This window comes from Ectobacillus sp. JY-23, assembly GCF_023022965.1.
Lineage (GTDB): Bacteria > Bacillota > Bacilli > Bacillales > Bacillaceae_G > Ectobacillus.
In genome coordinates this window covers 223,864-238,217 of the sequence record NZ_CP095462.1, presented here as the reverse complement: position 1 = coordinate 238,217, position 14,354 = coordinate 223,864, and the positions used below count along the sequence as shown (strand labels likewise).

Annotated in this window: 17 protein-coding genes and 1 pseudogene; 7 read left to right on the top strand and 11 right to left on the bottom strand. The window is 40.6% G+C overall.

All coding sequences use genetic code 11. From position 1 onward, the window contains the following. Positions 1-3: 3 nt before the first annotated feature. Positions 4-1,128, bottom strand: coding sequence for a conserved virulence factor C family protein (locus MUG87_RS01230; protein WP_247084791.1), 1,125 nt, complete (start codon positions 1,126-1,128; stop codon positions 4-6). 58 nt (positions 1,129-1,186) lie between these two features. After that, positions 1,187-1,525, bottom strand: a complete 339-nt coding sequence (gene ssb / locus MUG87_RS01225; RefSeq protein ID WP_247084789.1) for a single-stranded DNA-binding protein — start codon at positions 1,523-1,525, stop codon at positions 1,187-1,189. A 235-nt stretch (positions 1,526-1,760) separates the two neighbouring features. On the opposite strand from ssb, the gene MUG87_RS01220 reads away from it, so the two are divergent. Then, positions 1,761-2,264 (top strand): hypothetical protein, encoded by a 504-nt coding sequence (locus tag MUG87_RS01220; RefSeq protein ID WP_247084787.1) that lies wholly within the window; start codon positions 1,761-1,763, stop codon positions 2,262-2,264. 133 nt (positions 2,265-2,397) lie between these two features. Here MUG87_RS01220 and MUG87_RS01215 read toward each other — a convergent pair whose 3' ends face one another. Genes MUG87_RS01215 through MUG87_RS01205 form a run of 3 tightly spaced genes read right to left on the bottom strand, consistent with a single transcriptional unit; the run spans position 2,398 to position 5,717 of the window. Next, positions 2,398-3,129, bottom strand: coding sequence for a Bax inhibitor-1/YccA family protein (locus MUG87_RS01215; RefSeq protein WP_247084785.1), 732 nt, complete (start codon positions 3,127-3,129; stop codon positions 2,398-2,400). A gap of 60 nt (positions 3,130-3,189) precedes the next feature. Then, entirely contained in the window at positions 3,190-5,079 is a 1,890-nt protein-coding gene (locus MUG87_RS01210) for an ABC-F family ATP-binding cassette domain-containing protein (protein WP_247084783.1), read from the bottom strand. Beyond that, positions 5,076-5,717, bottom strand: coding sequence for an HD domain-containing protein (locus MUG87_RS01205; RefSeq protein ID WP_247084781.1), 642 nt, complete (start codon positions 5,715-5,717; stop codon positions 5,076-5,078). Before MUG87_RS01205 ends, MUG87_RS01210 begins: the two co-directional genes overlap by 4 nt. A gap of 142 nt (positions 5,718-5,859) precedes the next feature. On the opposite strand from MUG87_RS01205, the pseudogene MUG87_RS01200 reads away from it, so the two are divergent. Both MUG87_RS01200 and MUG87_RS01195 read left to right on the top strand, forming a co-directional pair. Beyond that, positions 5,860-6,212: pseudogene (locus MUG87_RS01200) on the top strand (hypothetical protein); the annotation flags it as partial. A gap of 115 nt (positions 6,213-6,327) precedes the next feature. After that, a complete protein-coding gene (locus MUG87_RS01195) occupies positions 6,328-6,576 on the top strand; it encodes a hypothetical protein (protein WP_247084779.1) in 249 nt (82 codons plus the stop codon). Positions 6,577-6,674: 98 nt separating this feature from the next. Here the strand turns inward: MUG87_RS01195 and MUG87_RS01190 are convergent, their stop codons facing one another. Continuing rightward, on the bottom strand, positions 6,675-7,151 hold the full coding sequence (locus MUG87_RS01190; RefSeq protein WP_247084777.1) for a glutathione peroxidase: 477 nt from the start codon (positions 7,149-7,151) through the stop codon (positions 6,675-6,677). Between the two features lie 207 nt (positions 7,152-7,358). Here MUG87_RS01190 and MUG87_RS01185 point away from each other — a divergent pair, with 207 nt between their 5' ends. Next, positions 7,359-8,324: an MBL fold metallo-hydrolase gene (locus MUG87_RS01185; protein WP_247084776.1), complete on the top strand. Its 966-nt coding sequence runs from the start codon at positions 7,359-7,361 to the stop codon at positions 8,322-8,324. Positions 8,325-8,328: 4 nt separating this feature from the next. Here the strand turns inward: MUG87_RS01185 and MUG87_RS01180 are convergent, their stop codons facing one another. Further along, positions 8,329-9,495, bottom strand: a complete 1,167-nt coding sequence (locus tag MUG87_RS01180) for a DEAD/DEAH box helicase (RefSeq protein WP_247084774.1) — start codon at positions 9,493-9,495, stop codon at positions 8,329-8,331. A 13-nt stretch (positions 9,496-9,508) separates the two neighbouring features. After that, positions 9,509-10,021 carry a hypothetical protein gene (locus tag MUG87_RS01175; RefSeq protein ID WP_247084772.1) on the bottom strand — a complete coding sequence of 171 codons (513 nt, stop codon included), beginning with the start codon at positions 10,019-10,021 and terminating at the stop codon, positions 9,509-9,511. Positions 10,022-10,172: 151 nt separating this feature from the next. Between MUG87_RS01175 and MUG87_RS01170 the strand changes: the two genes are divergently transcribed. Together MUG87_RS01170 and MUG87_RS01165 are read left to right on the top strand one after the other, a co-directional pair. After that, a complete protein-coding gene (locus MUG87_RS01170; RefSeq protein ID WP_247084770.1) occupies positions 10,173-11,108 on the top strand; it encodes an AEC family transporter in 936 nt (311 codons plus the stop codon). A gap of 83 nt (positions 11,109-11,191) precedes the next feature. After that, complete coding sequence (locus tag MUG87_RS01165; RefSeq protein WP_247084768.1) at positions 11,192-11,473, top strand: hypothetical protein; 282 nt, start codon at positions 11,192-11,194, stop codon at positions 11,471-11,473. 38 nt (positions 11,474-11,511) lie between these two features. Here the strand turns inward: MUG87_RS01165 and MUG87_RS01160 are convergent, their stop codons facing one another. Continuing rightward, positions 11,512-12,186: a class I SAM-dependent methyltransferase gene (locus tag MUG87_RS01160; protein WP_247084766.1), complete on the bottom strand. Its 675-nt coding sequence runs from the start codon at positions 12,184-12,186 to the stop codon at positions 11,512-11,514. A 139-nt stretch (positions 12,187-12,325) separates the two neighbouring features. Here MUG87_RS01160 and MUG87_RS01155 point away from each other — a divergent pair, with 139 nt between their 5' ends. Then, a complete protein-coding gene (locus tag MUG87_RS01155) occupies positions 12,326-12,634 on the top strand; it encodes a permease (RefSeq protein ID WP_247084764.1) in 309 nt (102 codons plus the stop codon). Positions 12,635-12,701: 67 nt separating this feature from the next. Here the strand turns inward: MUG87_RS01155 and MUG87_RS01150 are convergent, their stop codons facing one another. Further along, entirely contained in the window at positions 12,702-13,475 is a 774-nt protein-coding gene (locus MUG87_RS01150) for an oxalate:formate antiporter (RefSeq protein WP_247084762.1), read from the bottom strand. A 381-nt stretch (positions 13,476-13,856) separates the two neighbouring features. Then, on the bottom strand, positions 13,857-14,306 hold the full coding sequence (ytfJ, locus tag MUG87_RS01145; protein ID WP_247087420.1) for a GerW family sporulation protein: 450 nt from the start codon (positions 14,304-14,306) through the stop codon (positions 13,857-13,859). Positions 14,307-14,354: the final 48 nt, after the last annotated feature.

Below are 14,354 nucleotides of genomic sequence, written 5' to 3'. Positions count from 1 at the left end.
ATCTTATTCCTGCGTTCGCGATTCGGTCATTTGCTTCCATACCGAACCCTTCGCCTCTTCGCCGCCTTCAATACGCTCGATTGCTAAGCGTGCCTGCATCGCCACTTCAAATTCAGGATCATTCTGCGCTACTTTTAATGCCGGCAATGCGCTTTCGTCTCCTTCTTCAAATAAAAACATCGCTGCACGCCAGCGGACAAGCTTACTCGTATCCTGCAGGGACGCAATCATTGCTGGCATGGCTTCTTTATCACCAATATCCGATAAACAATCTCCCGCTGTTCTTCGTACACTAACAGCTTTATCCTGGAGCGCCTGGTATAAAAGTGGCATAACAACCTTTCCTTTCACCATGCCTAGATACGCTGTTGCCAAGCGACGAATGGACACTTTTTCATCACCTAATGCTTTTTCAAGCACCGGCAAATCAGCCTCCGTCGGCTCCATTTGCTCCAGTGCCGCATAGCGATTTTTCCAATCGCTGTCCTCCATCATTTCTAGTGTAACCTGATACGGTACACGTTTTTTCACAACCAACTCCTTCGCTCCGCCTTGCTTCAATAAATCGTTCATCAAAGTTTGCACGCGTTCTTCTGGATAAGCAGCTGTAATTTCATCAACCACTTCTTTCCCAATATCCGCAAGTTCGCCATAGCGTGTACCTTGCTCGGCCCATTTACGCTCTTGCACCACGTTCGGTGCCGTCATTTGTAGCTTCATAATGGCTTCCTTAAAGTATGGAGGTAAACCGAAACGCTCTTCCGCTTCACCGTCTGTTAGCTTAACTTGCATTGGAATGCCGTAAAACATTTGAATAAACACCTTAACTTCACCGTAATGAGCATTAGCAGCTTGTACATCTGTCGCTTCTGCTTCGCCAAATACAGCACGGACATTTTGTAAAATGGGCTTCCAGTCATATCTCGCATTGCGCTCAACCGCTAAAAAATCGGCAACATGATATACACCTTTTACACCTTCAACTGCCAAAATAGCACGAATTTTTTCAGGCGCTTCACCTTGGTTGTCTTTTGTATAGTTATTTCGTTTCCCTGCCGGTAATGCTTCATCTAGAATAACCTTCATCGTGTTCGGACTTGGGGTCGGTTCAATTGCTGTAATTCTCATCTAACTCTCTCCTTCGCGATTTCCTACCTCTAGTGTAGCACGATGCAAAGGTTTCATGCTAACGAGACGTTTGTATCTTTTTTCGCTCTAGAAATGATACGTTTTCTGCGGTAATCTCCGTTCGGTACATGCGTTTCCCTTGCTCATTTTCAAAAGAACTTGTTCGAATGCGGCCGCTAATACCGATTAAAGCACCTTTTTTGCAATACAACGATACATTCTCCGCCATCTTGCGCCATACATTACAATCAATAAAATCCGTCTCTTGCTCTCCTTGGCTATTGCGATACCCGCGAGACACTGCAATACGTACCTTCATATATGCAATCCCTTGCTTTGTATACAGCAGTTCCGGGTCCTTCGTAAGACGACCAATTAACACGACACGATTCATCATATTTATCTCACTCCTATCCTGTTTTCTACATTGTAAATAACAGATAGAAGTTTGAAAAACGCCTGAAAGCGTGTATTTAAATAAGCTTGTTCGCAAGTCGCAGGGTAAAAAATAGACTTTCTTCTAATAGGAATATGTGTATTGCATATATTTTGTCGTTATATGGGCGGGTTGTCCATACCATTTTGTCCGAACTTGTATATATTAGCAGTAGATTGCTTGAAGGAGTGAAAAAATGGCTGCGAATCATAAACGGCGCAACATGCCGTACGTTTCTAATAAATTAGGATATCAATATACAAGTGACGATTTACATTGTATTAGTGAGTACTTTAAACGCAATTTTCCTGAATTATGCGGCGTCACCCCCAACCAGCAGGAGGATGATGTCTTTTCTGACTTTACGGACGATACATTTGATGATTTTACCGATGACTTTTTTGATTATTTTTCTGATAATTGCCACAATAACAATACAAATCAAACCGGAACATTTACACTTCCGGATTCCATCATCCCTGTCCGGCATCAAAATAATTCCCCCGCTCAAAACATTGTTAGTACGAATACAATTCGAAACCGCAATAACACTTCTGTCACAACAAAAGACGTTTCTAGACTAGCCAATATAACTGTTACTAAGAAACATGTAAATCATTCTCATAATAGACAAGATCGCAAAACGCTGCTTACGTTAATTATCCTTGTTTTAATTGCCCTGATTATTGCGCGCAGATAATTTACAGCTAGTTTGGAAGAGGGGCAATTAGCTCTTTTGCATGATAAATACTTTCTATGCAAAAGAGCTGTACATATTACAATGCACAAACAGAAGTCTATATAAAAAAGCACCTCTCTAGAGAGGCGCTTTTTTAGTCATTTCTGACAAAGTACGAAACAAGACGCAAAATTTCAAGATACAGCCATACAAGTGTAAGCATCAGACCTAACGCGCCGTACCATTCCATATATTTTGGTGCACCGGAGCGCGCGCCGTTTTCAATGAAATCAAAATCCAATACAAGATTTAATGCTGCAATGACAATAACAACAGCACTTACGATAATTGCAATGGTTCCGCCATCATGCAAAAATGGTACCGATACCCCAAATAATTGCATCACGGCCACAATTAAATACATAAACAAAACGCCAAGCGTAGCGGAAAGGACACCCATACGAAACTTGTTTGTTACCTTAATAACACGGGTTGCATACAAAAGCAGCATGGCAAACATAACTGAAATTGTCAGTAGTACCGCATATAATACAACCTGATCTCCAAAGCGTTGCATATACATAGCTGAAATCGTCCCAAGTACAATTCCTTCTACTGCCGCATACACCGGTGCGGTAACAGGCGAAATTTTAGGGACAAACGCCGTAGCAAACGCTAAAATCATTGCGATTAAGAGCGCGCCAATCATAACACCCATACTCATTTTATTTTGTACTACCTGCATATAAGCGTATACAGCTGTTCCAAGAAGCAGGGCTAACATAATAAATGCTTTCCCAGCGGTACCGCCTACCGTCATCGTCCCGCTGCTCGCAGGAGCTTTGCGAAACGCTTCTTCTTTTAACATCGGGTTGTTTGTCCTCATATCGTGCCTCCTTTGTAGTAAGTGTACAGAGTTTTTGTCCTCATTTCAATATATGAGGATTTACTTCAAACCTTCCACAATTTCTGAAAGCTCTTCCCAGCGCGTCATAGCTTGCTCTAATTCCGCTTCTACTTGCTCTTGTTCATTTGTAAGCTGTTGTGCGCGCTCAAAATCAGCTCCTACCTTTTCAAGTGCAGCACCAATTTCCTCAAGTTTCTCTTCCAGCGTAGCAATTTTATCTTCAATACCATCCCATTCACGCTGCTCTTGGTACGATAGTTTGCGTTTTTTCTGTTTCGGCTGTTCCGCTACTTTTCTCTCTTTAACAGCGTCCGCTTTCTTCAACGCTTCTACCTGCTTTTTCTCCTCCAAATATTCACTGTAGCTACCAAAGAATACGCGAACATTGCCTTCTCCCTCAAAGACAAACAACTCTTCTGCTGTCTTATCTAAGAAGTAACGGTCATGCGATACAGTAATAACGACACCCGGAAAGTCCTCCAGATAATCTTCCAATACAGTGAGGGTTTGTGTATCCAAATCGTTCGTTGGCTCATCCAAAAGCAATACATTCGGCTCGCCCATTAAAATGCGCAGCAAATACAATCGTCTGCGCTCACCGCCAGACAGTTTTCCAATTGGTGTACCATGCGTGCTTGGCGGAAATAAAAAACGCTCTAGCATTTGCGAAGCACTGATAATTTTGCCATCTAATGTATGAATCACTTCCGCGCCTTCCTTGATATACTCAATCATGCGCTGATTTACATTCATACCTTCATTTTCTTGTGTATAATAAGCAATTTTCACCGTTTGTCCTATTTCAATCTCACCGTGATCTGGTTCTAATTGTCCAGTCAGCATATTTAAAAGCGTAGACTTTCCGCTTCCATTGGCACCAATAATCCCGATTCGATCACCTGGCTTAACAATATAGCTAAAATGATTTAGCACCATCTTTTCGCCGAAAGATTTGGTAACATCCTTTAGCTCCAATACTTTTTTGCCAAGACGACTGCCGCCTATGGAAATATCCACTTGCCCTTTCAATGCGGGCCCATCCTTTTTCTCTAGCTCTTCAAATCGCTGAATACGCGCTTTTTGCTTGGTCGTACGAGCTTTTGCACCGCGGCGCATCCAAGCGAGCTCACGGCGATATAAATTTTGTCGCTTCTCTTCTTGCGCGATTTCATTTTCTTCTCGAACAGCCTTTGCTTCCAAAAAAGCACCGTAGTTGCCTTCATAGCTGTATAACTTGCCATTATCAATCTCCAAGATACGATTTGTAACACGGTCAAGGAAATAACGGTCATGCGTTACGAGTAATAAAGAACCGTTATAGCGTGATAAATATTCTTCCAGCCACTCAACTGTCTCATGATCCAAATGGTTCGTTGGCTCATCCAATATCAACAAGTCCGGTGTTTGAATAAAGCACTGCGCCATCGCAACGCGCTTCTTTTGACCGCCTGAAAGCGCACCAACTTTGGCAGTAAAGTCATGAATACCTAGCTTTGTAAGTAAAGTCTTGGCATTCGCATTCGCTTCCCATGCGTTCATCGCATCCATTCGTTGCTGTAGGGTAAATAAATTCTGTTGAACGGACTCATTTTCAGGCTGCTTCTCAAGCTGCAGTAACACTGTTTCATACTCACGTAGCAAGCGAATGAGCGGTGTATCTCCGTAAAACACTTGTTCAAGCACCGTCAAATTTTCATCAAATTCCGGTTGCTGCGCCAGATAGCTAATTGTATATCCTCGTGTATGGCTGATATCACCAGCATCTGCTTGCTCAGCACCGGCGATAATTTTTAGCATGGTGGATTTTCCTGTCCCATTGACACCAATTACGCCAATACGCTCCCCTTCTGTAATGCTAAAAGTTAAGTCTGTGAATAAAGGCTTTTCTCCATATGATTTTGCTAGATTTTCTACTTGTAACATCTTCATGCTTTGGCATTCCACTCTTTCATAAATTGTTGTATAAAGGCTTCCATATAGGCATGGCGTTCTCCTGCCATTCTTTTGGCTGTTTCTGTATTCATTAAAGCTTTCAGCTTCAAGAGCTTTTCATAAAAATGATTTAGTGTCGGCTCGTTGGCATTCCGATACTGCTCCTTTGTCATATTCTCACGCGGCGGTATATTTGGGTCATACATTAAACGCCCCTTCGCTCCCCCGTACGCAAACGTCCGTGCGATGCCGATAGCACCAATTGCATCCAAGCGGTCTGCATCCTGTACAATTTTGCCTTCTATTGTATCCACTTTGCCCCCATGTCCGCCTTTAAAGGACATGTTTGCAATGATGGCTATGATATGAGAATGGTCTTCCTTATGTACTTCTAAACAATTCAGCCAGTTCACAACCCTTTGTAAACCAGCCTCTTCGCTTTCATTAAGCTTCTCATCAGCCACATCATGAAGAAGCGCGGCCATTTCTATTACAAAACGATTTCCCCCTTCTTTTTCATGCAGCACGAGGGCTAGCTTATGTACACGTTCAATATGATACCAATCATGTCCTGTCGCATCTTTGCCCAATATGTCTTTTACAAAAGCAATGGTTTTCTCAATATATATATTCATCTCTATCACCCAGTTTCTTATTGTACCATAACGCCTTAAGATACACATCTTTTCTCTATAGCTCATACTTTGGAGGGGAAAATTGCTACTGGTGGCGGATTTTAGCAAGTAAGAAATGAAATAGAATAAAAGTATCAAACCGTACAAAGGAGAATGTCTTCGTTTGTCTGAGGAGTTGACCATATACCGTTTGGCTGGACACTTTAAAGGGGGGCTGTATTACATTGGACTGCAGGGAAAGGTACCCTTTTTACAGGTGATATTATTCAGGTGATGGCTGATCGAAATTGGGTCAGCTTTATGTACAGCTATCCAAATCTGATTCCACTTCCAGCCAAGACAGTACCTCATATAGCAGACCGTGTAAAGCCTTTGCGGTTTGATCGTTTATATAATGCATTTCATAGAGTCATAGAAACCGATGCACACCTTGCCGTACAGCGGTCTGCACAGCGCTATATTAGCGCTTTAAACAGTTCACTGTTTCACACATAAAAGAGTGCGCTCTCTTTTTGTATGCCCATTTTTCAAAAGTCGTGACAAGGAAACAAGCCGCTTTCAAAGACAAGCATTTTATATCATATAGCTACTCTTTGAAGGAGGAATATAAATGGTTTCTATCCCTCGTCCCACAGATCTCGTGCTCATCACCTTCGAACGAAATCCATTGGATCCAAGCGCCCCCATTACAATTGTCACAGCAAATGTAGTTGGCAGTGCTTCTCCTTGCACGCGCAGATTGCGCCCTGGCCGCTCAGCGCAGCGCGCAGTCGACTGCCTACTCGCAAACGGCTTTGTTGTGGAATGCGCCGGTCCATCCACTGATGTGAGCGGGTATATTTTGCTACAGCGCGGATGAATATATCGATGCTACCAAAACTAAGGGTGTCCAGCTAGGGCACCCTTTTCGGCTTTAATCTTCTTTGACATTTCTCTGTGCATGGAGCTTCACTTTTATTACAAGTGCTTTTCGATTGCTGACTTTAAATCTTCCGGTGCCGTTTGCGGCGCAAAACGCTCAATCACATTCCCATCTTTGTCTACGAGAAACTTGGTAAAATTCCATTTCACTGCCTTTAGTCCCAACATACCAGGCGCTTGCTCGCATAAATACTTAAACAATGGATGTGCATTGTCTCCGTTTACATCTACTTTGGCAAACATCGGGAATGTAACACCGTAATTCAACTCACAAAAGCTGGCAATTTCCGCTTCATCCCCTGGCTCTTGGGCCATAAATTGATTACATGGGAATCCAAGCACTTCAAATCCTTGTTCCTTGTATTGCTCATACAGAGCTTGCAGCCCTTTATATTGTGGTGTAAATCCGCATTTACTAGCCACGTTTACAATTAACAGCACTTTTCCAGCATAATCCTGCAATGTTTTTGTTTCTCCGGTAATCGTTTTAACTTCAAATTGATATACAGACATATGTAGTACCTCCTTTTACTTTATATCTGTATGATAAATGTTTTCAAATACAATGTCTAAAAAAATGAACTCTAAATAGTTTGAATATTCTAACTAAAATAGACTTTCTCTTTATTTTGCCTTATACTGTAAATATATATTACTAGATCCGAGGAAAACCCTGTTTTCTTCTGATTTTTTTGTGAATGTTGAAGGGAGAGGATACACATGACAATACCGAAACAAGTTGGTGAACAACTGTACTTAATTGATGATTACGATTTAAACCGACCAGGTCGTACAGGCACATATGTGTTACTTGGTGAGTATGTTACATTGATTGAAACATGCGCAAGCCCATCTGTTCCAAATATTGAGCAAGGATTACATGCACTTGGTATAAATAAAAATGATATCGCTTACATAATTGTAACACATGTACACTTAGACCACGCCGGAGCCGCGGGACTGATGATGGAGCGCTGTCCAAATGCAAAGCTACTTGTTCACCCTCGGGGCGCGAGACATCTTATTGATCCGACAAAGTTGATTGCGGGCGCTAAAGCAGTGTATGGAGACCAATTTGACACATTGTTCTCACCAATTCTGCCAGTTCCTTCTGATCGTATAATAACCATGGAAGATCATGCTACTTTGCGTATTTCACCGAAGCGACTTCTCACGTTTTATGATACACCAGGACACGCCAATCATCATATCAGCATTCACGACTCTTTAACGAACGGTATTTTTACCGGTGACACAATCGGTATTTATTACGGAGAATTGATGGATTGTGGTGTCGAGTTCTATTTACCTTCTACCTCTCCTACTCAATTCAATCCGGAAACCATGTTACAATCACTGCATCGCATTCATGAGCTTGGTGTGCATCATATCTATTTCAGTCATTTTGGTGTATCTTCTCACGTTCGTGGGGTATGTCGTCAAATTGAAACATGGCTACCTCACTTTGTAGAAACAGGAAAAGACGTGCTTCAAAACGAACAAAATCCAGAGCGGGCAGCAAATAAAATATCCGCCAAATTACTTGCAGATATCCGAGCCTATCTAACTGCGCAAGGTGTGCCTGCTTCTCATGCTGTATATGAAATTTTACAATTGGATATAGATGTTTGTGCAATGGGTATTGTGCATTATCTTCTAACTGCGGAAGCAACAGAAAAAGCCTAGGAATTTACCTAGGCTTTTTGCGCGCTGTAAACGCAGGTCGCTTTTTCTTAGCTGGTGCTGGCTTTTTCTCAATAAAACCACCCTTATAGATTTCTAACTTCTCAAATTGAATACCGAGCTTTTTCGCAAATTGCAATAGCTTTTTTTCTTCGTTTGGTGTAACGAGCGATATTACTGTTCCTTCGTTGCCCATTCTGCCTGTTCGACCAGAGCGGTGAATATATTGGTCAACTGTCTCCGGTAGGTCTAGATGAAGTACATGTGTTAGACCTTCAATGTCAAGACCTCTTGCTGCTACATCTGTGGCTAACACAACTTGAATTTTCCCTTGACGAAAAGCTCTAAGTGTTGCTGCACGTTCTTGTTTTTTTGCGTCAGAGTGAATAACGCCTGCTGCCACTTTTCGAAACTGCAGCTTGGATGCCATATCGTCAAGTCGAAACGGATCATTCATAAATGCAACAGCCTTTACATTATCCATATTCACGATTTTGCGAATGTTATCCAGTTTCTCACGTAGTTCGCCAACTACGTACAAATGCTTCACACGACTCGTTTCTTCGCTCCGCTTAATGCGAATGATCGTAGGTTCATTCGCCATCTCTCGGGCTGCATCTTCTGCAATTTTTGGCATCGTCGCTGAATAAAACAACAATTGGCGATCTCGCATTGTTGTTTTTACTATATCTTCTAGCAACCCTTTCATATTTTGTTTGATCATTTGATCAAATTCATCAAATACAATCGTTTTCACTTCATGCATTTTTAGCTTTTTCATACGAATCAATTCTAAAATACGTCCGGGTGAGCCAACAATTATTTGCGGATGTTTTTTTAAGCGCTCCACTTGTCGCTTAATATCCGCACCTCCAACCAAAGATGCACCAGACAAAACGCTTCCTTCTGTAAACTTTTGTACTTCGCTATGAATTTGCATCACTAGCTCACGTGTTGGCGATACAATCACAATTTGTGGATTTGCAATGGCTTCATCCGTTTTTTGTAGCAATGGCAACAAATACGCAAGTGTTTTTCCCGTTCCTGTTGGCGATTCGGCAATTACATCCTTTCCCTCAAGTACAAGAGGCAAACTTTGTGTTTGAACATCAGTAAATGCTTGAAATCCTGCTTTTTCCCAGGCATTTTGTAAAAATGGCTTTAAATCCTTCATCCCTTTATCTCCTTCATCTTTGGTTTCCGAGGATATCCTTGAGCGTATGTAACGTGGTAATCATATACTCTACGACAATAGATAAATCATCTGCATGATCCTCTGTAATGTGCTTTTGGAACGCTACTGATATCTCATTTGTATATACCGGTTGTTTATATTCGTATGAAATTTGTTGTACAATCATGCGCTCCCGGCCCCAAATTTTCTCAACCAGTGCCTGTATATTTTCGCATACGGCAACAGACGACAACTTACAAGTAAAGGTAAGTTCCAAACGACAGCCAGGCATAGCTTGTTGTTCTAAAATTTCCCCAACCAAATTTTGTGCATCTACCGTCAATAAGAGCTTAGCCTGTGTAGTATCTGTCGGCAAACGAAACGAAATATGATACGCCCGGCTCATCGTAGCTAAATCCACACAGTCACTGCGGTTTATAACACAAATGTCTCCATCTAAATCTTTATCGTATATAGCACCTTCTGCGATTACTTTTAAATTATCAAACACAGTCGGATCAAACATGCGAGCCTCCCAAAAAACGGAACGCCTTTCATACTGAAAGGCGTTCCTTCGTCACTATACAGTGTACAAAGAACACTGGATAAAAGCAACCTTTACTGCTATGACACCTTTATAGGAGATTTGAATATCGTACCAAAAAGGAGGGATACATTTGAATCAGTTTATACCTTTGGTTGAACAACTCATAACATTATATGTAATTGCAGGTGTTGGATTTGTTCTAAAACGGCGAAATGTGCTCACACAAGCATCTGACCATGTTATGATGCAAATTGTTTTATTGATTACATTGCCTGCATTAATTGTGTCGTCTTTAGATACACACTTCGCCTTCACACTATTGTCCCACTTTTTTTGGCTTATTGGCATGTCTGCATTTGCTCTATTGACAGCAGTACTCATAGGAAAGCTGTTATCTAACATATGCAAGTTGCATTCAAAGTGCCGCAGCGGTTTTGAAGGTATCTCAGTATTTGGCAATCAAGGTTTTATCGGTTACGCTGTATGCGGCTACATATTAGGCGCAGAAGGTATTATATATACGATTATTTTTAACATCTTATACTTATTTCTCATTTGGACGTATGGTATTCATTTATTTAATAAAGATCATGCTATTTCTCGAACTGAGATTTTTTTGAATGCAGGCGTTCTATCTACTTGTATCGGCTTACTGTTATTTCTCACACCACTTTCCCTTCCAGCTGTTATTTTGCAGCCATTGCAAAACATAGGAGCCATGACCACACCATTATCACTGCTAGCAATTGGGAGCCTGCTTGGGAGCCTGTCGTTGCGATCAGCTGTAACTATTAGTGCCAGTCCCTACATTTGGATTGCTGCATTTACTAAGTTATTGCTTGTTCCACTTTTACTGTTTGCCTTCATTCCCTTTACCCCTAATTTTAGTGTCATTGCTGCAGCAGTCTTACTTGCTGGGATGCCTTCCGCTCCAACAATGTCTCTATATGCATTGAAGTATGGAGGCGATGCAGAATTTACATCTGTTGGAGTCGGTATTAGTACAGTTTTATCCATCGGTACATTACCTTTTATATACATCCTCTTAACTCTATTTTTTTCGTGAAAATCCGCAATAGTTTATTTCTTGTCCAACACACCTTCTACAAGACAAGCATAAGATATATTACATGAAGGGGGTGAAAAAGTATGAGTTGTTTCGGTTACAATAACTATGGAAATGGCGACCGCAATGGCAATAACGTTGCAGGTGCTTATGATGAGAACAGTATCGCTCGATTCTTAAGAACTTTAAGCCCTGGTACACCTGTTGTAATTCAATATGACGATCAAAGACCAGCTCGCGGTATCTTTGAAGGATTCCAAAACGGCAACTTGCTTCTATCTAGATTCAACGGTTTCCCTGGCCTAACACGTGTTAATGTGAACAGAGTTAATGCGGTATCTGTAGGTGGACGTTGCGACGACTAATCGTCTCTAAAAAACAGAGGTTGAAGCCCTCTGTTTTTTCATTGCTTTTCTAAGATGAATAACCATAAAAAGCTCAGGGCTTGTTGTAATTCTTCTGGCATTTGTTTTGCTTCTTTCTCTAACACGCCACGCTTATATACACCTTGTCCTGCTAACACATTAAATCCGTTTTCTTGTGCCAATTTTTTAAACTCCCAGGGCATCATTGTATTGCATACCACATGGTCACCGTACAAGCGACGATAGCTATATGAACGTGGTGCTGCAGTTGGGCCCAGTATCGCTATACACACTTTACCATGCGGCTTTAAAACACGTTTTATTTCCAGTAATGCCTGCCATGGATTCTCTGTCCATTCCAAAACGTTTACAACCATAACTGCATCAAAATTGTTATCTGCAAAAGGAAGCGCTTTTAAGTCAGCCTGCTGAAAAGAGAGCTTTTTATCTTTTACCCGTTTTTGCGCAAATGCAATCATATGCTCCGATAAATCTATGCCAACTGCTGCATAACCCGCCTCATGTAACTTATATGTACCATACCCATCACCACACCCTACGTCTAATACATAAGATCCAACAGGAACAAATTGCTGCATCAATGGAATGATCGTACTTCTACTTCCAGTTTCCCACATGTTTTCACTACTTTTATGCCAGTTTTCTGCACCTTTATCCCATGTTTGTTGTGCTTGCTCATGCCATTTGAACATATCTGTCACCACTTTCCTTTTATTCCGTATATATTCCATGAGAATGCTGGATTTACCTTTGGGAAAATCCGGAACGCATTTTTCTTCGTCACAAACACAACATACTAATACCTCTACACTAAAGAAGGAGGAATAACTTTTGAAACTAAAACGAGGCACAAAACACTATCATATTCGCCGTCATGATGAAGAATATGCAGCTGAAATTACACCGCATGATTCTGTAAACTTACTTACATCTAAGACCAATAAGGGTGTTATACTGGGGTACATTGCTCTATTTATTTCCTTATTTTCTATTGCTTTTTATCCTGTTTTTCTTGGATCAATCGGTATTGTAGCTGGTTTAATTGCTTTACGTTACGGAGCAAAAACGTTAGCTTTTACTGCCATTGGATTCAGCGCATTTTCTATTGTATTTAGCTTGTTTTTTCGTATAGCTATGTAAAAGAACACACCGTACGCGGTGTGTTCTTTTACATGTGTATGATAAAAAAGCTTTACAATCATTCCATCTATTCCGTTTCCCATTTCCATTCTTGTTCTTTTTTATCAAAAATAAGCCACGCACGATCTTGCGCCTGTGCTCTTAGCTCTTCCAGATTTTCCATTACATCGTCTGCATTCGTGTAAGAACCTACTACATACAATGGTATTTCTAATCCTCTTCTCGTTTCCTGTTTATTTTCCAGATCAATGAGAAGACCATCTTCTGTCCAAGGTAACATCTGTTCCATTACCGCTCTAGTAATGGCAGGATATATTTTGGTTTTTTGAAACAATGAAAATCTTTTTTTTCCGAATGCACCTAACTTATACGGAATCACTTTACTGAGAAGACCTGCAAAATCCTGTAGTCTTCTGAAGTACACTTTGTTTAACCAGCCATCATCCGGAGATAGATACACGTATTTATTTTTGAGCAGTGCAAAGAAAGGTTTTCCCATTGGCTCTTTTTTATGAGCTAAGTATAATAACTCTGCTATCTCAATGGGTTCCATTTCTTCTAAATCATTTACATCGTCAAAATCAATCCAGCAAAATTCACGAAACTGTTTTACATCAGCTGAAATCAGCCTTTGTATATTTTCTTCTTCAACATATTCAAACAGCGTATGATAATTATAATCTGTCCATTCGAAATCGTGCTTTAGCAGAAGAACATTGCGAAGCGGTGATGGAATATTGTTAGCAAACTCATGGAAACTGATGCCCGATGTGAGAAAACACTGATTGCGACGGTCTCCATTAATATAAATAGCATTTATTTGGTCAGATCCTCCAGACAAAGCACCTAGCCACCTTTTTATAAATTCATTACGATTCATTCTATCATGAATTTTATCAGAAACATAGAGGAACGCTCAGGAATAGTATTTTTTTACCATTACATTTTCAATACTAATGTAACAAATCCGTTACAAAGAAAGACTTATCATCTATGATGTTCTTTATATATAAACAGAAAATTCAATATTATTTTTAGACAGAAAAGAAAAGTGGCTAATGTGTAGATGCAAGACACATTTAAGAAGCAGTTCTAGTACTTTCTTATAGCTTTTGTTGCTACGTTGGAATAGCTACGTATCATGGATATAATGTCGTTCTTGATTAACAGGTAGATGGTATTAAGAATTGTATAATACAAAAAACCTGTGCTAGCACAGGTTTTAGACAAGATCATTCGGATTTGTTTTCATGTGATTCGTATAATGATCAGTATGTTCATTTTGCTTATTATGCTGTTGCTTATTAGATCCAAACATATTTTGCAGCTTATCGATTGTCTGTGGAGCCAAATCGATTACCTTTTCTACTAAATGTGTTGTGTTTTGCAAATGCATAATGTTAATGCCTTCATCATTCACCACTAAAAAGGCAACTGGTGTAATAGATACTCCTCCTGCACTTCCTCCGCCAAACGCATGATCATCTTCTGCTCGTCTTTCAGCCGAAAAATCACTGCCACCTGCCCCAAAACCGAAAGCTACCTTAGATACCGTTAATACTACTCCGCCATCTGCCGTTTGCACAGGCTCTCCAATAATTGTATTTACATCGACCATTTCCTTGAGGTTTTCCATCGCCGCTCGCATTAAACCCTGAATTGGATGTTCCATCATACATTCCCTCCTATTCTGTTTCTTTCCTAGTTTTTCCGAAAAGTC